Source organism: Stakelama pacifica (genome assembly GCF_004361835.1).
GTDB classification, from domain to species: Bacteria; Pseudomonadota; Alphaproteobacteria; order Sphingomonadales; family Sphingomonadaceae; genus Sphingomonas; species Sphingomonas pacifica.
Genome location: NZ_SNWD01000013.1, coordinates 24,416 through 43,275, shown reverse-complemented (window position 1 = coordinate 43,275; position 18,860 = coordinate 24,416). Strand labels below are relative to the sequence as shown.

Genomic DNA, 18,860 nt, shown 5'->3' with positions numbered 1-18,860 from the left:
CTTTATGATTCGCTCGACCATTTCGCTTGCTGCGACAGGCTTGTTGCTGTCCGTCTCTTCCACCGCGCTTGCCCAGTCCTCGGGGCCGGCTGCGCTTGAGAAGCAGGATGCGGCGCCGCTTTCGCAGCTCGTCGCGGACGTGAATATCCCGTACCAGACCTTTACCCTGCCGAACGGTCTGCGCGTTGTGGTCGCGCCCGATCATAAGGCGCCGGTCGTCGCGGTCTCGGTCTGGTATCATGTCGGGTCGAAGGACGAACCGAAGGGCAAGACCGGCTTTGCGCATCTGTTCGAACATCTGATGTTCGGCGGGTCGGAAAACAGCGATCAGAGCTGGTTCACCCCGATGCAGGCGATCGGCGCGACCGACCTGAACGGCACGACCTATTTCGACCGCACCAATTATTTCGAAACGGTGCCGCGCGGCGCGCTCGACACGGCGCTTTTCCTCGAAAGCGACCGGATGGGCCATCTGCTCGGCGCGGTCACGCAGAAGAAGCTCGATATCCAGCGCGGCGTCGTTCAGAACGAAAAGCGTCAGGGCGATAACCAGCCCGGCGGGCTGATCGATTATGATCTGTATGCAACGCTGTTTCCCGAAGGCCATCCCTATCACCACACCACCATCGGTTCGATGGCCGATCTGGATGCGGCAAGCCTCGACACGGTGAAGGGTTGGTTCCGCGACCATTACGGCCCCAACAACGCCGTGCTGGTGCTGTCGGGCGATATCGACCTTCCCGACGCGAAAAAGCTCGTCACCAAATATTTCGGCGACATTCCGCGCGGGCCGCAATCGCATCCCGCAGAGGCCGATGTCCCGACGCTTTCCGCGCCGGTGCACAAGGATTTCAAGGATCAGGTCGCGAACACCACCATCGCACGCGTCTGGGCAGTGCCGGGTATGTTGTCGAAGGATGCGGCGGCGCTCAACATGGCGGCGAGCGTGCTGGGCGGGCTTGCCAGCTCGCGCCTCGACAATCAGCTTGTCCGCGATGAAAAGCTCGCGGTCAGCGTGTCGGCCGGGTATGAAGAGTTCGAACGCGTCGGCGTGTTCACGGTGACGGCGGTGGCGAAGCCCGGCGTCGATCCCGAGATGCTCGGTAAGCGCCTCGACGCGATCATTGCCGATTTCCTCAAAAACGGTCCGACTGCGGCCGAGCTTCAGCGCGCCAAGACGCAAAATGTCGCAAGCACCATTCGCGGACTGGAATCGGTCGGCGGTTTTTCGGGCAAGGCAGTGACGCTGGCCGAGGGCGCGGTCTATGCGAACGATCCCGATTATTACAAAAAGCGGCTCGACGCGACGGTGGCGCTGACGCCCGCGGAAGTGCGCAGCGTTGCCGACAAATGGCTGTCGCGCCCGGTATTCTCCTACACGCTTTCGCCGGGGCAGCGCAGCGGCGATTATGAAGAGGCGACGGGCGTCGGCGCGGGCAAGGTGGTATCGGGCAGTGCGCCCAATTATTACCGCGCGCCGCTCGCTGGCGAACATCCGATGGCGGAAACGCCCGCCCACACCGCTACGCCGCTGGAACGTGCCGCCTCCGATGCCGCCGAAACCGCGCCGCAAAGCACCAGCGCGGGCGTTGATCGGTCGAAACTGCCCGAAGTGGGCAAGATTCCCGATCTCGATTTCCCGACCGTCGAACATGCCAGACTGTCGAACGGCATTCCGGTGGTTTTCGCGCAGCGCAGCGGCGTACCGGTCGTCAATGTGGCGATCGATTTCGATGCGGGCGCAGCCGCCGATCCGCGCGACGCGCTCGGCACGCAGTCGTTCATGCTCTCGCTGCTCGATGAGGGCACGACGCGGCTGACCGGCGTGCAGATCGCCGAGGAGCAGGAGCGGCTCGGCGCGACGCTCAGTGCCAGCGGTTCGATGGACAGCAGCGGCGTGTATCTCAGCGCGCTGACCCCCAATCTTGCCCCGTCGCTGGGCCTGATGGCGGATGTGGTGCGCAACCCGGCCTTCCGCCCCGCCGATGTCGATCGCGTTCGCGCGCAGCAGCTTGCCTCGATCGCGGAAGAAATGAAGAGCCCGATCGGCATCGCGCTGCGCACCCTGCCGCCGCTGCTGTACGGCGAAAAATATCCCTATGGCGTGCCGTTCCGCGGCACCGGCGATCCGGCGGTGGTCGCAAAGCTGAGCACTGCCGATCTGAAGGGCTTTCACGGCCAGTGGCTGCGCCCCGACAATGCGACGATCTTCGTGGTCGGCGATACCACGCTTGCTGCAGTGATGCCGCTGCTGGAAAAGAGCTTCGGCGACTGGAAGGTCAGCGGCGTAAAACCGGTAAAGAATTTCGATGCGCCGACGCCGAAGGCGGAAAATCGCGTCATGCTGATCAACCGGCCCAATTCGCCGCAATCGCTGATCTTCGGCGGCCAGTTGATGCCGGTTCAGGGCACCGACAATCTCGAACCGCTGATGCAGGCCAATGACGTGCTGGGCGGCAGCTTCCTGTCGCGCATGAACATGGACCTGCGTGAGGACAAGCACTGGGCCTATGGCGTTCAGGGCTTTATCTATCGCGTCCAGCATCAGGTGCCGTACATGATCTACGCGCCGGTTCAGGCGGACAAGACCGGCCCGTCGATCGCCGCGATGACCGGGGATATGAAGGCGTTCCTTTCGACCAAGGGGATCACCAGCGCCGAACTGGAACGCACGATCAGCGGCGCGATCCGTGAATTGCCGGGCAGCTTCCAGACTGCGGGTGATGTTCTGGGGGCGCTGGAATCGAACGCGCGCTATGGCCGTCCCGACAATTATTACGAAACGCTCGCCAGCCGCTATCGCGCGATGACGGCGCAGGAGCTCGATGCGGCGGCGCGCAAGGCGATCGATCCCGCTAAAATCACCTGGGTGGTGATCGGCGATGCGGAAAAGGTGAAGCCGCAGCTCGATACGCTGGGCCTGCCGGTCGAGGTCACCGCAATGGCGGGCGGCTCCGACGAAGCGGGCGAATAAGCCGGAACGGGGCAGGGGGCCGGTCGATCCGGCTCCCCCCATTTCCCCCATCGTTATTGCGCGCTCCGCCGCGCTGCGCCCCCACAGCGCCACACGTCACACGCCGCCGGCCCCGGCCTGCGCCGGGGCGACGATTGTAGAAATCGCGGTGCATGCGTCGCCCCGGCGCAGGCCGGGGCCGCCATCGTCTGCCACCACTCCAACCCAAACCCGTTTTGCGAGAAGGTTGGCAACCCGGCAGCGGTGCGCACATCGCTGGATCGCCGCGCGACTACGCCGCTCGCGATGACGACCTTACGCAATAATTGCACCGATCGCCGGTCACTCCTGTTGCCAAGGCTTTTCGCGAAGGTTGAGATGCGTGAGGCGCCGCCGCGCCAGTCTCGGCCCCAAAAAGCGATAGAAATACCAGTCCTTCGCCGCGAAGGGCGTGAAATGGTAGAGCAGCCGCTCGGCCAGCGTCCAGCGCACGTTTCGCCGACTGGTCCGGCGGGGCGAGGGGATGCACCAGAAATCCGCCGGATAGACCGCGCGACCCCGTTTCAGCACGCGCTGCATGATCTCGTGATCCATCAGCACATAGGGCCAGTATCGGTGCGAATATCCGCCCGCCGCACGAAGCATGTCGGTGCGGAAGGTCTGCCCGAACCCGCCGCTATGCGTTTGTTTCGGCCAGATCCGGCTCGCGACCTTCGATCGCAGGAAGCGCTTGCGCCGTGCCGCGCTGCCATGCGGAGGATCGGGCACGTCGACCGCCATCACTGCCGCCACATCCTCACCTCCCGCGCGATAGGCAGCATTGGCGCGCGCCAGATAGTCGGGCGGATACCAGGTATCGGCATCGCCGAACGCCACGAACGGCGTATCGATGTGCGGCATCGCGGTTTCGAGGGCATGGATCTTGCCCGGTTTTGCCTCGGACAAATGCAGCGCCTCCACCCCGGCAAGGCCCGCTATTGCCTCGCGCGCGATCCTTTCCGACCCGTCGGTCGAGCCGTTGTCGATCAGGATCAGTCGAAAGGGCTTCAGCGTCTGCGCGTCCAGCGACGCGATCGTATCCGCCAGAAAGTCGGCCTCGTTGTAATACGCAATCACGAAGCTCCATCGCGGCTCGCTCATCGCGCCAGCTCCATCAGCCTCGCACAGGCAGCTTCGCTCGACTGGGGACCGTGCCGGGCGACGACATGCGCGCGCGCCGCCTTCGCCATCGCGCCCAGCCGGGCGGTATCGTCCAGCAACCGCGCGACCAGCGGCTCATAGCTATGATCGTCGACCAGTGCGCCGCAGCTTGGCGGCACGACATCGGGTCCGATCCGGTCGTCCATCGCGACCACCGGCACGCCGCACGCCATGGCTTCTGGAATGGCGCGCGGGAAATAATCGCGCCGCCCGGCATGGAAATACAGCCGCGCCTGATGGAGTAGTGCAGGCACTGAGTCATGCGGGCGATGCCCCAGCCATTCGACGCGGGGAAAGCGCCGTGCGAGCATCGCCGCCTGCGGCCCGCCGCCCACCACCGCGACGCGGTGCGACGCCGACAGCCGGCCGATCTCGTCGAACCGTTTCCAGCGGGTGAGGCGGCTGACCGCAATCACGTCCCAGCGCTTGGTCGCGCCGGGTGCGGGTGCGAACCGGTCGATATCGATCGTCTTGGGCAGGCGCTGCATCCGTTCCGCCGCGATGCGCCGCCGCCATATCCGCCAGCCGGGATGGCCGAGCGCTGCCTCCTGCGCCGCGCTTTCGGTGAAGACGAAGTCCGCGCCCGGTACGATCCGGCTCCAGTAATCGCCGCCGATAATGATGGCATAGCGTCGCCTGTCGGGCTTCAGCGCGCTATCGTGGAAATGATAGCCCGCCCCGCCGTTCGTCCCGATCAGCACGAACAGATCGGCCGTATCGTCGCGCGCCGCTGCCGCCATCGCGTCGCTGACATGATCGCGCGTCTTGGCGCCCCCGCCCGACATCGGAAAGATACGGATCGGATAAGCAGGGCGGTCCGGCAGGTCGGAGATCAGGTCGAGCTGTTCGTGCCCGACACCCCATAGCTCGACATCGACTCCTTGCGCGGCTAACAGGCCCGGCATTCGCCGGTCGCGGTTGTCCCAGCGCAGCCATTCCGAAAGATCGGCGATGCCATGATAGACGGGATAGGTCAGAACGAAGATGATGCGCATCGTGATCGGCGCGCTAACAGGCGGCGGGCAAGCTGACTAGTATCCCCGATATCCGCTGGTCCGATACCGGACCGCGCATCAGTTGCGTGATGGTGACGGCGAACCGTGCGGCGCTTGCGGCGCGTGCGGTGAACTGTTTCCTTTCCCAGACATGGGGGAATCGCGAACTCGTCGTGATCGACGACGGGGCGGAGGATTATACCCCCCTTTTCGTCGCGATTCCGCCCGGCCGCATCACCTATCGCAAGGTGGAAAAGCTTCCCCACAACACGCTTGGCACGCTGCGCAACCTGTCGCTCGATGTCGCGAAGGGCGATCTGATCGCGCAATGGGATGATGATGACTGGTATCATCCCGACCGGCTGACGGTTCAGGCGGCGGCGCTGGGGCTGGGGCGTGATGTGTGCCTGCTTGGCGGAACGCTGATGCATCTCGATTCGCCCGAATGGTTCGATCATCCCTATGTCGGCACGCTCAACCCGGGCGTTCCCGGCACCATCCTGCACCGCGCGCGAAGCGATGCGCGCTATCCCGATGAGCGGCGCGGGGAGGATACGGTGTTCCTCGACAACTGGCCGCGCGATGCGCTCAGCATCATCGACGCGCCGCATTTGTTCCTGCGCGCCTTTCACGGGTCGAATACATGGGAGCGGCAGCATTTCACCCGCCGCATCCGCAATACCCCGGCCAGCGGGATAGAATATTTCCTGCGCCGGTATCTGCTGCGCAATGTCTACGGACATAGCCGCTTCCGACTGGGGCCGGATACGCGCGCGGCATTCGCCCAATATCTGGCCGATTCGCGCCGGTTAGGGATTTTTGCGTGAAGGAGCGGATTGCCCGGCTGCGCTGCTGGGGCGAATCCCCGACCGGAAAGCGTGTCGCCCGCGTCGCGCGCTGGCTGTTCTTCGCCGCGATGGTGACATGGCTGGTGCTGAAAGTCGATTCGATCGGCTGGCGCGAAGTCGCCCGTTCGCTGCCGACCAATCCGCTTTTCTATCTCTTGTTCGTGGTCATGTTCCTGATGCTTCCGGCATCCGAAACGCTGATCTTTCGCCTGATCCTTGGCGGTGGAATCCTGCGCGAATTTCCGATCTTCATTCGAAAGCGCATCCTGAACGCTGCGCTGATCGGCTATTCGGGGGAGGTCTATTATTTCCTATGGGCAGAGCGCAATCTGGGCCTGCCGCCGCGCCGCATCCTGCTGGGGATCAAGGATAATGCGATCCTGTCGGCGGTATCGTCGGCGCTCATCACCGCGCTGCTCCTCGCCGCATTTGTCGCGACGGGGCAGGCGAGCGCATTTGCCGACTGGCTGGATTCGGCGACCGGCTGGATCATTGCGGGGGGGCTCGCCATCGCTTTTGTCGCGCCCTTTGCCTATCGGCTGCGGCGGCGCATCTTCTCAATCCCGCTGCGCACCGCGCTGGCCGTGCTGGGCATCCATATGGCGCGCATCACCATCGTCGTCCTGCTTCAGGCGACGCAATGGGCGATCGTCCTGCCACAGGCGCCGTGGAGCGTCTGGATCCTGTTCCTGACGATGCAGATGGTCGTCTCCCGCCTGCCGCTGATCCCCAATCGCGATCTGCTTTTCCTGTCGGCAGGGTTGCAGCTGAGCGGTTCGGTGCATCTGCCGCAGGAGGCGATGGCGGGCCTGCTGCTCGCGGGTGGCGCGCTGACACAGGGGAGCAATCTGCTCTTCTTCCTGCTCACGTCGATTTTCCGGCCCGCCGACATTCCACAGGGCGAATCACTGCCGAGCGACGACACGCTGATCGCCACGCCGCCCGCACGCTGACCGGCTGACGCTGCGGCAAGGCGACGCGGCGCAGCATCGCTTGACACAGGCGCCCGCGCAGCCGACCTCTGGCGTCGGACGGGTTCTGCCCGATGGCATTTCAAGGGAGAGTTTTATGGCGCAAGTGGATGGCAGCTGGGACACGGTAACCAAAACGCCGATGGGCGATCAAAAGGCGGTGATGACCGTCAAGAGTTCGGGCGACAGCTTCACCGGCACCTTTTCCGGCGATATGGGCGAAACCGAGATTGAGGATGGTAAGGTCGATGGCGACACGCTGACCTTCAAAATCTCGATCAAATCGCCGATGCCGATGACGCTGGACGGCGAAGCCACGGTCGATGGCGACGCCATGACCGGCACGGTAAAGGCCGGCGCGTTCGGCGCGTTCCCTATGTCGGGCACCCGCAAGGGCTAAACCGCTGCACACGTAGCGCAAAGGGGCCCGCCTTTCCGGTTGCGGAAGCGGCGGGCCTTTTCGTGCAAGACCCGTTTGCGCCGTCGCAGCGCGCGCCGCGATCCTTGCCGCAACAAACATTACTGCACGGAGCCGGGCGCTTTACGCAGCTTGAGGCGGAACGTCGCACCGCCCCAAAGCCTGTGCGCAACCAGCGCGGACAAGGCTCCCGCCACCAGCATGACGTCCATCGCGACGGACATTCCAATGCCCTGTGCCGCGCCGGCGACAAAGCCCGCAAAGCCGTTCACATGATGATGCAGTCCCTCGATCGGCGTTGCGCCTGTCGCGCCGACGATGCCAAGCAATATCGATACGGGAATCCAGAAACAGGTGCTGAGCGTGACTGCGATCCGGCAGATCGTACCGAAGCTAAGGTCGGAAAAGCTGATATCGGTCATCGCGCTAACCCTCTTTTGCGTATGGATTCGTTATCCCGGCCCGTGACGATAGCGACAAGCGCCTGATCTGCGAATCCCTGCAGCAAAAGCAACCCCGACGCACTGCGTGGGAAAAAGGCCGTTTACACCGGGCCGATAAGGAGGGACTTTGCTCTGGACAGACTGCGATCCAATGCAGCAAATGATATAAAACAACATTACATGAGGGACATTCATGCGCATCCACCTTCTCGCCGCCGCGGCTTCCATCGCACTTCTGGCAGGGGGAGCGCAGGCGCAGAGCCAAAATCCCAACCAGCAATATGACGAACGACCGGCCGAGCTGAACCTGTCGCATCAGGGGTGGAATTACGAAAAGCGCGTCGTCGATATTCCGATGCGCGACGGGGTGAAGCTGCACACCGTCATCCTGATCCCCAAGGGCGCGAAGGATGCGCCGATCCTGCTCACCCGCACGCCGTACAATGCCGAAGGGATGACCGGCGGGGCAGGGAGCAGCGCGAACCTTGCCGAAGTGCTGCAGCATTCGGACGGTCCCGCCGATGTGATCATCAAGGGCGGTTATATCCGCGTCATTCAGGATGTGCGCGGCAAATACGGGTCGGAGGGCATCTATATGATGAACCCGCCGCCGCACGGCACGAAGCTGAATCCGACTGACACCGACGATAGCACCGACACGTATGACACGATCGACTGGCTGGTCAAAAACGTTCCCGAATCCAACAAGAAGGTCGGGATTCTGGGCATTTCTTATGACGGCTATCTGTCGCTGACCGCGACGATCGACCCGCATCCGGCGCTGAAAGTCGCAGTGCCGATGAACCCGATGGTCGATGGCTGGCGCGGCGATGACTGGTTCCACAATGGCGCGCTGCGCGAAACCAACATGACCTATATCTGGGAGCAGGAGGCGACGAAGGCGAACTCCAATCCGTGGTTCTCCACCGTCTATGACGATTATGACTATTATCTGCGTGCGGGCTCTGCCGGTGCGGCGGCGGCGCAGCATAATCTGGGGCAGATCGGCTTCTGGAAGAAGATCAGCGAACATCCCGCGTATGATGAATTCTGGCAGCAACAGGCGATGGACAAGATTCTTGCCGGCCATCCGCTGAAAGTGCCGATGATGCTGGTCGACGGGCAATGGGATCAGGAGGATATTTACGGCGCCCCGGCGGTGTTCAAGGCGCTGAAGCCCAAAGATGTGAACAACGACATGATCTATATGACCATGGGGCCGTGGTACCATGGTCAGGAAGTGCGCGAAGGGTCGTCGCTGGGCAATATCGACTGGGATCAGGACACGGCGAAATGGTGGCGCTGGCACGTGCTCGCGCCGTTCCTGTCGCATTATCTCAAAGGCACGCCGATGGACGTCGCGCCGGTTACGGTGTTCCAGTCGGGCACCAATGAATGGCAGCGGCTGCAAAACTGGCCCGAGGCAAAGGCGACCGATCCGCTCTATCTGAAGCCCGATGGCGGCCTCGGCTTCGACAAGGCGGCGGGGCCGGTGCAGACGGCGGACTATGTCTCCGACCCGGCGCATCCGGTCACCTATCGCCCGCGCCCGATCCCGCCGGTCTATGCCGCCGGATCGACCTGGCACCAATGGCTGACCGATGATCAGCGTTTCGCTGCCTCGCGTCCCGACGTGCTGACCTTCACCAGCGAGGTGCTGACCAAGCCGGTGACGATTGCGGGTCAGCCGATCGTGCACCTCCACGCCTCCACCTCGGGCACCGATAGCGACTGGGTGGTGAAGCTGATCGACGTCTATCCCGATCAGGTGCCCGCAAAGCCCGAAATGGGCGGTTATGAATTCCCGATCGCGATGGACATTTTCCGGGGCCGTTACCGCGAATCGCTTGCCGAAGCGAAGCCGATCACGCCCGATAAGCCGCTCGAATATACGTTTGACCTGCCCAACGCCGACCATGTGTTCCTGCCCGGCCATCGCATCATGGTGCAGGTCCAGTCGAGCTGGTTCCCGCTGTACGACCGCAACCCCCAGACCTTCGTGAAGAACATCTTCTTCGCCAAGCCCGCCGATTTCAAAAAGGCGACGCAAAAGGTGACCGTCTCCGGCCCGAATGCCAGCTATATCGACCTGCCGGTGGTGGCGAAGTGAAGGGGGTTTCCATGAAGACACCGATGATCCGTTCGGCGCTGCTTGCCGGTATCGCTGCCAGCCTGATCGGCGCTGCTCCTTACCAGTCGGGCAAGGTCACTCCCGAAATGGTGCAGACGGGCAGCGACATTCCCGCCGACTGGCAGGCGCCGAAGACCGGCTTTGATTATACCAAGACCGATGTGATGATCCCGATGCGCGACGGGGTGAAGCTGCACACCGTCATCATGGTGCCGAAGGGCGCGAAGGACCTTCCCATCCTGCTCGAACGCACACCGTACAATGCCAGCGGTTTTGCGCCCAATAACAGCCCGAAGATGAAGGACGCCGTCTGGTCGGGCGATACCGACTGGGCGGACGGCACGCATATCCTCGTCTGGCAGGATATTCGCGGCAAATATGGTTCGGAGGGCGATTATGTGATGGTGCGCCCGCCGCGCGGCCCCCTCAACCCCGGAACCACCGACGACACCACCGACGCCTGGGACACGATCGACTGGCTGGTGAAGAATGTGCAGGGGACCAACGGCCGGGTCGGGATGATCGGTTCGTCCTATGACGGCTGGACAGTCGCCATGGCGCTGCTCGATCCGCACCCGGCATTGAAGGTCGCCGCACCGGAAAGCCCGATGGTCGATGGCTGGATGGGCGATGACTGGTTCCATTACGGTGCGTTCCGCACCAGCAACCTCGATTATTTCACCGGGCAGATGACCGAGGCGGGCAGCGGCCCCGCCATGCCGCGCGATACCCGCGACGAATATGATTTCTGGTTGCAGGGATCGGTGGGCGACATCGCAAAGGCGAACGGCGTCGACAAACTTCCCTTCTGGCAGCGCCTGTCGGCGAACCCCGCGTATAATGCCTTCTGGCAGTTACAGGCGGTCGATCGCATGGTTGCGGCGAAACCCTCCAATGTCCCCACCATGTGGCTTCAGGGCTTTTGGGATCAGGAAGATATTTACGGCGCGGTGCATAGCTGGGAAGCGATGGAAAAGGCCGGATATGGCGCGACCAACCATCTCGTCATCGGGCCGTGGTGGCATAGCCAGATCAACCGTTCGGCATGGAATCTCGGCCCGCTGAAATGGAATGGCGATACCGCCGCCGATTTCCGGCAACAGGTGATGATCCCGTTTTTTGACCAATATCTGAAGGATGGTGCGCCCGCCCATCCGCTGCCATCCGCGATGATCTACAACCCCGCCGAAAATCACTGGGACAGCTTCGCCGACTGGAAGGTGAATGCCGACCGCACGATGACCCCGTTGTATCTTCAGGCGGATAAGGGGCTGGGCTTCGAAACGCCGGGCGGGCAGGGGGAGGACAGCTATGTCTCCGACCCCGCAAAGCCGGTGCCCTATATTCAGCGGCCGATCGTCGCGGGGGATGAGGATCGCTGGCGTACCTGGCTGGTTCAGGATCAGCGCTTCGTCGCCGATCGGTCGGATGTGGTTTCCTACACCACGCCGGTACTGACAAAGACGGTGACGATCCACGGTGCGCCGGTTGCCGATATCTTTGCAAAGACCACCGGCACCGATGGCGATTTCGTCGTGAAGCTGATCGACGTTTATCCCGCCACCTATCCGGAAAACCCCGAAATGGGCGGCTATCAATTGCCGATCGCGATGGACATTTTCCGCGGCCGCTATCGCGACAGCCTCTCCGACCCCTCACCTATTCCGGCGGGCAAGGTGCAGGAATATAAGTTCCGCCTGCCCACCGTGAATTACGAGGTGAAGCCCGGCCACCGCATCATGGTGCAGATCCAGTCGAGCCTCTTCCCCGTCTATGATCGCAACCCGCAGAAATATGTGAAGAATATCTTCTTCGCCAAACCGGGCGATTATCAGAAGGCGACAGTCAGCATCGAACATGGCGGCATGGCGAAAAGCGCGGTGTTACTGCCATTGGCGCAATAGGAGGATCGGCGGGCGCTTCGCGCCGCGTTCGGGATAGGGTAGGGCGGTTCCGGGTCTACCCTGTCCCGGGCAAGGGAACCCAAAGCCGCCTCGATTGCTGATGACGTTCAGCACCAGTGAAGGAGCGACCAATGCGCATCAAGATGATCTCCGCCGCCGTCCTGACCATGAGTCTTGCGGCCTGCAATTCTCCCGAAACGCAAACCGCCGCCACCGACAATATGGCTGCCGCCGACAATATGACGGCAACCGACACGATGATGACCGGCAACAGCGCAACCGCTCAGCCGACCGAGGCGATGGCGACGCTGCAGACCGCCGATGGCAAGGATGTCGGCACCGTCACGGCGATGCAGCTTCCCGACGGCGTACAGATGACGATCAAGGTCCAGGGCCTGCCCGCCGGACCGCATGGCGCGCATATCCATGATGTCGGCACCTGCACGCCCAATTTCATGGCGTCCGGCCCCCATTGGGCACCGTTCGACAAGGCGATGGGCCTTGGCAATGAAAGCACCGCGGATGACAGCAAGAATGCGATGGTCGAAGTCGGGCAGGACGGCAACGGTACGCTCGAATATACGCTCAGCGACGGCGTGACGCTTGCCGGTATGATGGAAGGCGACGGCTCGTCCTTCATGATCCACCAGCGCAAGGACAATCCCGGCATGAAAGCCGCAGACGGCAATGGCGACCGCATCGCCTGCGGCGTGTTCAAAGCGGCGAGCTGACCGGCAAAGACCTCAATGCCGCCCGGAGGAACCCTTCCTCCCGGCGGCTAATACCAAGCTGCGTTGATGCGGACCTGTCCGCGTATTGCGGTCCTACCCACCAGCCGTCACCCCGGCGAAAGCTGGGGTCTCCGGCGGCCTGGGGAGAACGGAGCAGCGCACCTGCAGCGGATGCCAGCGCTGGCATGACGGCGTGGGATCGGTCGCCATCCATGCAGCTTGGTATAAGTGGCCGGCCAGAAAACGCGCTTCCCGCCAACCCTCAACCCGGCAGCAACCGCGCCTCGACCAGTTTCGCGCGGAACGCCGCCGCGTCGGTGAACTGCACTGCGTCGATGCCCAGCGCAGCCGCTGCCGCGACATTATTGGGGTTATCGTCGACGAACACCGCGTCCTGCGGCTCCAGCCCGAAGCGGTCCAGCGCCAGCCGGTAAATCGCCGGATCGGGCTTCACCAGTCTCTCTTCGCCCGAAACCACCACATCGCGGAAGGGCGCGAACACGCTTTCCCATTCGGCGCGGAAAGGCGGCCAGAATTCGTGCGAGAAATTGGTGATGCCAAAGATGGGCACGCCCGCCGAATCGAGCTCGGCGACGATTTCGTGCATGCCCGGCACCGGCCCGCTGATGCTTTCGTTAAAGCGCGGGCCCCATGCGGCGATCAGGTCGGCGTGCTGCGGATACAGCGCGGCAAGCTCTGCCGATGTTTCGGCAAAGTCGCGTCCGGCATCATGCTGGAAATGCCATTCCTGCGTGACGACATCACGCACGAACGCATCAAGCGCCCGATCGTCGTCGATCAGGCGCTCGTACAGATAGCGCGGATCCCAATGGAACAGGACGTTGCCGATATCGAAGATAACGGCTTTTGCACGTCCCGCCATGGAGTTCAGCCCTGGCGGGCCTTGAACTTACGAACCGTCTTGTTGATGACATAGGTACGCCCGCGACGACGGATCACGCGGTTATCGCGGTGCCGGTTCTTGAGCGACTTCAGTGAATTCACGATCTTCATGGATCGATCCCGTTTAATGGCTATTTGTGCGGAAAATTTCGAAGCGGTCACCTAGGCCTGTCGCCGCCTTGAGTCAAGCCGTCGCAAACGGAACCCATTTCACCCGCGCAATCGTTCTGCCATAGAGAAACAACACAGCCCAGCGGGAGCAAGACATGAAGCGTAGCAGTTTGTTCGTCATCGGCGCGGCGGCGCTCGCCCTGTCCGGGTGCGCCAGTTACAATCAGGCGCCGGTCGATGCCACCCGCTATCATCTTGACGGCCCAATCGCGCGCACGACCTTCACCGTCGAACCGCTGCGAACCAACGACACGATCAGCCCGGAATATCAGGCATTTGCCGATGCGGTTCAGGCGCAGCTGACCGCGCTCGACTTCGTGCCGACAAAGGATGTGGCGTCGTCGGGCTATATCGTCGGAATGTCGCTCACCCGCGCGCCGATGGGCGTGATCGAGAAGCAATCGCCCTTTCGCATCGGGCTGGGCGGCGGATCGTTCGGCGGTAATGTCGGCGTGGGCGGCGGTGCCTCGGTCGGAATCGGCGGCGGCCCGCGTCAGGTGATCGGCACGGAACTCGCCGTGCAGCTACGCCGCAGGAGCGACGACACCGTGGTTTGGGAAGGCCGCGCGGTTACCCAGTCGGTGGTTGGCGAAAAGGACAATGCGACCTCCGACCTCGCCCAGCGTCTGGCCGCTGCACTCTTCAAGGGGTTCCCGGGCGAATCCGGGATCACTATCACAGTCAAATGAGCATCGAAATCAATGCCGCCTTTGACGGCGGGAACATCCGCACGGTCGGGTCCAGTGGCGACCGGATCGATCTGGAAATCGTGAAGGACAAGGATTCCGATTTCTACCAATGGTTCTACTTCCGCGTTGCGGGGGCGAACGGCCGACGCCTGAGCCTGCGCATCGTCAATGCGGGCAATTCGGCGTTTCCGGGCGGCTGGCCCGGCTATGCCGCCCGGATGAGCAAGGATCGGCACGATTGGGTGACCACGCCGACCGAATATAGCGATGGCGTGCTGACCATCACCGCCGATATCGACAGCGATGTGGCATGGTTTGCCTATTTCGCGCCTTATACGGTCGAACGGCATAACCAGCTTGTCGCCGATATGGCGGCAAAGCCGGGCGTGTCGCATCGCGAGCTGGGCAAGACGCTCGACGGGCGCGCGATGGATTATCTGACCTTCGGCAGCGGTCCCAAACAGGTTTGGCTCTATGCGCGTCAGCATCCCGGCGAGACGATGGCCGAATGGTGGATGGAAGGCGCGCTGGAAAAGCTGACCGACGAATCAGACGCGACAGCGAAGGCACTCCGGCAAAAGGCGACGTTCCACATCATCCCGAACATGAACCCGGACGGCAGTTTTCGCGGCCATCTGCGCACCAATGCGGTGGGCGTCAACCTGAACCGGGAATGGCATGGGCCGTCGATGGAAAAGAGCCCCGAAGTCTTCCTGACGCTGAAGCGGATGGACGAAACCGGCGTCGATTTTGCGATGGATGTGCATGGCGACGAAGCGATTCCCGCCAACTTCCTCGCCGGCTTTGAGGGTATCCCCAGCTGGACGGACGCGCTGGGCGAGAAATTCTACGACTATGCCCGCCGGCTGGAGGCTGCGACGCCCGATTTCCAGACCGAAAAGGGCTATGACAAATCGCCGCCCGGAAAAGCCAATCTGGCGCTTTCGACCAACCAGCTTGCCGAGCGGTTCGGTGCGGTGTCGATGACGCTGGAAATGCCGTTCAAGGATCACGATCCGAACGCCGATGCGGCGCGCGCATGGTCGCCCGAGCGGTGCAAGACGCTCGCTCATGCGTGCCTCGACACGCTGGCCGGGATGATCGACGAAATCTGATGCGAAGGGGGCGGGGCGAAAGTCCCGCCCACCATCCGGAGGGACGGGCGATGCGAATCGTCGAAGGCGGACTGGATGATCCGCAGGTTCAGGCGCTGCTCGAACTCCATGCTGCGGGGATGCTGGCCCACAGCCCCCGCGACAGTTGTCATTTTCTCGACCTCTCGGGCCTGCGCATCCCCTCGGTCACCTTCTGGACCGTGTGGGACGGCGATGTCGTGGCAGGCTGCGGCGCGCTGAAAGCGCTCGACGCCGCCCATGGCGAGATCAAATCGATGCGCACCCATCCCGACCATCTGCGCCGGGGCGTTGGGGCGATGCTGCTCACCCATATCATCGCCACGGCGCGGGCGCGGGGCTATCAGCGGCTAAGCCTCGAAACCGGATCGGGGGCGAGCTTCGAACCCGCCCACAAGCTGTACCGCGCGGCTGGCTTTACCGACTGCGCTGCGTTCGGCGACTATAAAGACGGCGACCCGTTCAGCCGCTTCCTGACCCTGACGCTCTGAAACGTCCGGCGCGCGTCACGGGTTATACCAGGCTGGATGGATGGCGACCCATCCCCCTGCCGTCATGCCAGCGCAAGCTGGCATCTGTTGCAGGTGCAATGCTCCGTTCTCCCCAAGCCTCCGGAGACCCGGGCTTTCGCTGGGGTGACGATTGGTAGCGAGGATCGCAATACGCGGATAGGTCCACCTGAGCGCAGCTTGATATTATACCGTGTTGCAGTAGGCGTGACGCCTTGAACAAATCGTCATCGCGAGGAGCGAAGCGGCGAAGCGATGCAGAACGGTGAGGTGTGCCGCTCTGGATTGCCGCGCCCCTTGCGGGGCTCGCAATGACTATCGTGCGTCAGCTTCGGATCACTGCATTCCGGGGGCAGCCTGTGCCGCGCCTCCCAAGCCTCACGACGCCGCTTCCTCCTCGCCATCGCTGTTCGCCGCTGCATCGTGCGGTTTCTCGCTCGCGTCGGTTGAAACCGCATCTGACCCGCCGGGCGCGGGGCGCAATCCAGCCGGACCCTCGACCATGTTGGACAGCGTGCTGCCGTCGAGGCCAAGCTCCTTCATGAGCCCGTCGAGCACCGGCGCCTGCGCGCGATAGGCAAGCGCGGCGGCAACCGCATCGCTGGCGAGATTGCCCGACGGTGCACCGCCCGGCGCGCCCGCGCCCGATCCGCCCGACTGCCGCGTAAGCCCATCGACCTGAACGATCTTGATCGAATCGATCGCCTCCATCGGCTTGGCCGATTCGCGCACCAGTTCGGGCAGCACTTTGAGCAGCGCGAGCTTGGTTTGCAACGAAATCTGCCCGTCGGACAGGATATTCGCCGCCTCGTTCACCGCACGCTGGCCCGCCGCTTCCACTTCGAACCGGGCGCGGTCGCCCTCGGCACGCAGCTTCGCCGCCTCTGCCTCGCCCTCTGCTTCCAGCTTGGCCGCTTCGGCGCGGTTGGCGGCGGCATCGCGCTCCGCCTCGGCTTCGATACGGACGCGGATGGCGTCGCGCTCTGCTGCCTTGGACGCTTCGATCAGTTCGATCCGCTTTTCGCGATCGGCGATCTCGGTATCGCGTGCGGTCGTGACGGCTTCCTCCGCAGCGATTGCCTTTGCGCGGGCCTCATCAGCTTCGGCGCGCGCCTGGCTTTCCTCGCGGCTCTTGTTCTGAACGGCGATCTGCTGTTCCTGCCGTGCGATTTCGAGCGCCTGTTTCTGCGCAATCCGCGCTTCCTCGACCAGCCGGTCGGCCTCGATCTGCTGCGCATCGACCTGCTTCTTTGCCTCGATCCGCGCGGCATCGGCTTCCTGATTGCGTTCGGCCTGTTCGCGCGCGACTTCCGACCCCTGTTTCGCGCGGCGCATTTCGACCTCGCGCTCCTGCTCCAGCCGGGCGAATTCATTGTCGCGCGCAATCTCGAGCGACTTTTTGTCCGCTTCGAGATTCTTGATCTCCATCTGAACGCGCGTGTCCTGCTCGATATCGTTGCGCAGTTTTTTGCGCGCCTCGATCTGTTCGGTCAGCTTGGTCAGACCCTCGGCGTCGAAGGCGTTGTTGGCGTTGAAATGTTCGATCGACGTCTGATCCAGCCCGGTCAGCGATACCGATTCGAGCTCAAGCCCGTTCATCGACAGATCGTTCGACGAAACCTGCTGCACCTTTTGCACGAATTCGGCGCGCTGCTCGTGCAGCTCGTTCATCGTCATGCCTGCCGCGACCGAACGCAGCGCGTCGACGAATTTGCCCTCGACCAGATCCTTCAGCGCTTCGGGGTTCATCGTGCGCTGCCCCAAAGTCTGCGCCGCCATCGCGATCGACCCCGCATCGGGGCGGACGCGGACATAGAATTCCGCTTTCACATCGATGCGCAGCCGGTCGAGCGTGATTAGCGCATCGGTATTCTTGCGCTCCACGCCCAGCCGGACGGTGTTCATGTTCACCGGCGTGGTTTCGTGCAGCACCGGCAGGACCAGCGCGCCGCCGTTCATCACCACGCGCTCCCCGCCGAAGCCGGTGCGGACAAAGCCGATTTCCTTGCTCGCGCGGCGGTACAGCCGGGTGACCGTGATCGCGAAGATGATCAGGACGACGAATGCCGCCCCGGCCCAGATCAGAATATCCATCAGATTAGCGGACACGAAACCTTCCCCCCTTTGGTAAAATCAGCGCAAAAACCGTGCCTCGACGGCAATCGCGAAAAACACTTCGCCCTCGCGCCGGACGAGCAGCACCTCTTCGCCTTCGTCGAAGCGCCCATCCTCGTCATGCGGCTCGACCATCACATGATGCGGCTGGTCGAACCGGTCGAGCACGCGCGCCCGCGCTGCCGATCCGCGCGTCGCCCGTCCGGTGGTGATCGTCGCGCGTCTGCCGGTCAGCGTATCGCGCGACACCGCGCTCGTTTCGTCATGCGGCAGGATGCGCCCCAGCGGTCGCGCGATCAGCCCGGTCAGCGGCAGTGCGGGCAGGAGCGCCACGGGTCCGGCGATCCACGGACTGACCGGCCCGCCCGTAAGCGTTGCGATCAGCGCCTGAAGCGTGGTGCCGCTTGCCGCGAACAGCAGCAGGAACAGCGACAGCCAGAGCAGCAGCGGCAGTCTGCCGATGCCGAGCAGCGCGAACAGCCCGTCGCCGATCCCCGCGGCATCGGGCGAATCCATATCGGCATCCATGTCGAGATCGGCATCGCCCAGCATATCGCCCAGCCCGATCAGCTGGCTGATCGCGAGCAGCACCATCAGCGCGAGCGCAACCGCAAAGGGCAGGTTATAGGGTTCGAACACGCTCATCGCCCGGCGTTCCGCACGACTGCACCAACCAACACCATGACGCTCCCCTCTTTGGCATTCAGTCTAGCGCCAAATCGAGGCGAGGGGAGAAAAATCGGAAA

The 18,860-nt window shown here is 63.1% G+C and carries 17 protein-coding genes; 10 read left to right on the top strand and 7 right to left on the bottom strand.

Annotation, left to right across the window (positions count from 1 at the left end; genetic code table 11):
* Positions 1–4: 4 nt before the first annotated feature.
* A complete protein-coding gene (locus EV664_RS15515; RefSeq protein ID WP_133496632.1) occupies positions 5–2,974 on the top strand; it encodes a M16 family metallopeptidase in 2,970 nt (989 codons plus the stop codon).
* 321 nt (positions 2,975–3,295) lie between these two features.
* Here EV664_RS15515 and EV664_RS15510 read toward each other — a convergent pair whose 3' ends face one another.
* Together EV664_RS15510 and EV664_RS15505 are read right to left on the bottom strand one after the other, a co-directional pair.
* A complete protein-coding gene (locus tag EV664_RS15510; protein ID WP_133496631.1) occupies positions 3,296–4,093 on the bottom strand; it encodes a glycosyltransferase family 2 protein in 798 nt (265 codons plus the stop codon).
* Positions 4,090–5,148: a glycosyltransferase gene (locus tag EV664_RS15505; protein WP_133496630.1), complete on the bottom strand. Its 1,059-nt coding sequence runs from the start codon at positions 5,146–5,148 to the stop codon at positions 4,090–4,092. Before EV664_RS15505 ends, EV664_RS15510 begins: the two co-directional genes overlap by 4 nt.
* An 89-nt stretch (positions 5,149–5,237) precedes the next feature.
* On the opposite strand from EV664_RS15505, the gene EV664_RS15500 reads away from it, so the two are divergent.
* From EV664_RS15500 to EV664_RS15490, 3 genes are all read left to right on the top strand, one after another.
* The gene (locus EV664_RS15500) at positions 5,238–5,975 is read left to right on the top strand and encodes a glycosyltransferase family A protein (RefSeq protein WP_162848881.1); all 738 of its coding nucleotides are present in this window, start codon (positions 5,238–5,240) and stop codon (positions 5,973–5,975) included.
* On the top strand, positions 5,972–6,949 hold the full coding sequence (locus EV664_RS15495) for a hypothetical protein (protein ID WP_133496628.1): 978 nt from the start codon (positions 5,972–5,974) through the stop codon (positions 6,947–6,949). The genes EV664_RS15500 and EV664_RS15495 overlap by 4 nt, the downstream gene beginning before the upstream one ends.
* A 115-nt stretch (positions 6,950–7,064) precedes the next feature.
* Entirely contained in the window at positions 7,065–7,367 is a 303-nt protein-coding gene (locus EV664_RS15490; RefSeq protein WP_133496627.1) for a hypothetical protein, read from the top strand.
* Between the two features lie 119 nt (positions 7,368–7,486).
* On the opposite strand, the gene EV664_RS15485 is transcribed toward EV664_RS15490, so the two are convergent.
* Positions 7,487–7,807 carry a hypothetical protein gene (locus EV664_RS15485; protein WP_133496626.1) on the bottom strand — a complete coding sequence of 107 codons (321 nt, stop codon included), beginning with the start codon at positions 7,805–7,807 and terminating at the stop codon, positions 7,487–7,489.
* A 214-nt stretch (positions 7,808–8,021) separates the two neighbouring features.
* Between EV664_RS15485 and EV664_RS15480 the strand changes: the two genes are divergently transcribed.
* The 3 genes from EV664_RS15480 to EV664_RS15470 all read left to right on the top strand — a co-directional run bounded on the left by EV664_RS15480 (position 8,022) and on the right by EV664_RS15470 (position 12,594).
* Entirely contained in the window at positions 8,022–9,938 is a 1,917-nt protein-coding gene (locus EV664_RS15480) for a CocE/NonD family hydrolase (protein ID WP_162848880.1), read from the top strand.
* 11 nt (positions 9,939–9,949) lie between these two features.
* Positions 9,950–11,863: a CocE/NonD family hydrolase gene (locus EV664_RS15475; RefSeq protein WP_188656448.1), complete on the top strand. Its 1,914-nt coding sequence runs from the start codon at positions 9,950–9,952 to the stop codon at positions 11,861–11,863.
* Positions 11,864–11,994: 131 nt separating this feature from the next.
* Positions 11,995–12,594: a superoxide dismutase family protein gene (locus EV664_RS15470; protein WP_133496625.1), complete on the top strand. Its 600-nt coding sequence runs from the start codon at positions 11,995–11,997 to the stop codon at positions 12,592–12,594.
* A 262-nt stretch (positions 12,595–12,856) separates the two neighbouring features.
* Here the strand turns inward: EV664_RS15470 and EV664_RS15465 are convergent, their stop codons facing one another.
* Both EV664_RS15465 and ykgO read right to left on the bottom strand, forming a co-directional pair.
* On the bottom strand, positions 12,857–13,477 hold the full coding sequence (locus tag EV664_RS15465; protein ID WP_133496624.1) for an HAD family hydrolase: 621 nt from the start codon (positions 13,475–13,477) through the stop codon (positions 12,857–12,859).
* A gap of 5 nt (positions 13,478–13,482) precedes the next feature.
* Entirely contained in the window at positions 13,483–13,608 is a 126-nt protein-coding gene (gene ykgO / locus EV664_RS15460) for a type B 50S ribosomal protein L36 (RefSeq protein WP_133496623.1), read from the bottom strand.
* Between the two features lie 155 nt (positions 13,609–13,763).
* On the opposite strand from ykgO, the gene EV664_RS15455 reads away from it, so the two are divergent.
* From EV664_RS15455 to EV664_RS15445, 3 genes are read left to right on the top strand one after another with little or no spacing between them, the layout of a single operon-like run.
* A complete protein-coding gene (locus tag EV664_RS15455; protein ID WP_133496622.1) occupies positions 13,764–14,357 on the top strand; it encodes a DUF4136 domain-containing protein in 594 nt (197 codons plus the stop codon).
* Positions 14,354–15,472: a M14 family metallopeptidase gene (locus EV664_RS15450; protein WP_133496621.1), complete on the top strand. Its 1,119-nt coding sequence runs from the start codon at positions 14,354–14,356 to the stop codon at positions 15,470–15,472. Before EV664_RS15455 ends, EV664_RS15450 begins: the two co-directional genes overlap by 4 nt.
* A gap of 50 nt (positions 15,473–15,522) precedes the next feature.
* Positions 15,523–15,981: a GNAT family N-acetyltransferase gene (locus EV664_RS15445; protein WP_133496620.1), complete on the top strand. Its 459-nt coding sequence runs from the start codon at positions 15,523–15,525 to the stop codon at positions 15,979–15,981.
* 396 nt (positions 15,982–16,377) lie between these two features.
* On the opposite strand, the gene EV664_RS15440 is transcribed toward EV664_RS15445, so the two are convergent.
* Together EV664_RS15440 and EV664_RS15435 are read right to left on the bottom strand one after the other, a co-directional pair.
* Complete coding sequence (locus EV664_RS15440) at positions 16,378–18,093, bottom strand: flotillin family protein (RefSeq protein ID WP_133496691.1); 1,716 nt, start codon at positions 18,091–18,093, stop codon at positions 16,378–16,380.
* 39 nt (positions 18,094–18,132) lie between these two features.
* Complete coding sequence (locus EV664_RS15435; protein WP_133496619.1) at positions 18,133–18,759, bottom strand: YqiJ family protein; 627 nt, start codon at positions 18,757–18,759, stop codon at positions 18,133–18,135.
* Positions 18,760–18,860 lie beyond the last annotated feature (101 nt).

Excerpts from the sequence above, each read along its gene's own strand:
- EV664_RS15515 (WP_133496632.1), top strand. The coding sequence starts at position 5 with ATGATTCGCTCGACCATTTCGCTTGCTGCGACAGGCTTGTTGCTGTCC.
- EV664_RS15510 (WP_133496631.1), bottom strand. The coding sequence starts at position 4,093 with ATGAGCGAGCCGCGATGGAGCTTCGTGATTGCGTATTACAACGAGGCC.
- EV664_RS15505 (WP_133496630.1), bottom strand. The coding sequence starts at position 5,148 with ATGCGCATCATCTTCGTTCTGACCTATCCCGTCTATCATGGCATCGCC.
- EV664_RS15500 (WP_162848881.1), top strand. The coding sequence starts at position 5,238 with ATGGTGACGGCGAACCGTGCGGCGCTTGCGGCGCGTGCGGTGAACTGT.
- EV664_RS15490 (WP_133496627.1), top strand. The coding sequence starts at position 7,065 with ATGGCGCAAGTGGATGGCAGCTGGGACACGGTAACCAAAACGCCGATG.
- EV664_RS15485 (WP_133496626.1), bottom strand. The coding sequence starts at position 7,807 with ATGACCGATATCAGCTTTTCCGACCTTAGCTTCGGTACGATCTGCCGG.
- EV664_RS15480 (WP_162848880.1), top strand. The coding sequence starts at position 8,022 with ATGCGCATCCACCTTCTCGCCGCCGCGGCTTCCATCGCACTTCTGGCA.
- EV664_RS15475 (WP_188656448.1), top strand. The coding sequence starts at position 9,950 with ATGAAGACACCGATGATCCGTTCGGCGCTGCTTGCCGGTATCGCTGCC.
- EV664_RS15470 (WP_133496625.1), top strand. The coding sequence starts at position 11,995 with ATGCGCATCAAGATGATCTCCGCCGCCGTCCTGACCATGAGTCTTGCG.
- EV664_RS15465 (WP_133496624.1), bottom strand. The coding sequence starts at position 13,477 with ATGGCGGGACGTGCAAAAGCCGTTATCTTCGATATCGGCAACGTCCTG.
- ykgO (WP_133496623.1), bottom strand. The coding sequence starts at position 13,608 with ATGAAGATCGTGAATTCACTGAAGTCGCTCAAGAACCGGCACCGCGAT.
- EV664_RS15455 (WP_133496622.1), top strand. The coding sequence starts at position 13,764 with ATGAAGCGTAGCAGTTTGTTCGTCATCGGCGCGGCGGCGCTCGCCCTG.
- EV664_RS15450 (WP_133496621.1), top strand. The coding sequence starts at position 14,354 with ATGAGCATCGAAATCAATGCCGCCTTTGACGGCGGGAACATCCGCACG.
- EV664_RS15445 (WP_133496620.1), top strand. The coding sequence starts at position 15,523 with ATGCGAATCGTCGAAGGCGGACTGGATGATCCGCAGGTTCAGGCGCTG.
- EV664_RS15440 (WP_133496691.1), bottom strand. The coding sequence starts at position 18,093 with ATGGATATTCTGATCTGGGCCGGGGCGGCATTCGTCGTCCTGATCATC.
- EV664_RS15435 (WP_133496619.1), bottom strand. The coding sequence starts at position 18,759 with ATGAGCGTGTTCGAACCCTATAACCTGCCCTTTGCGGTTGCGCTCGCG.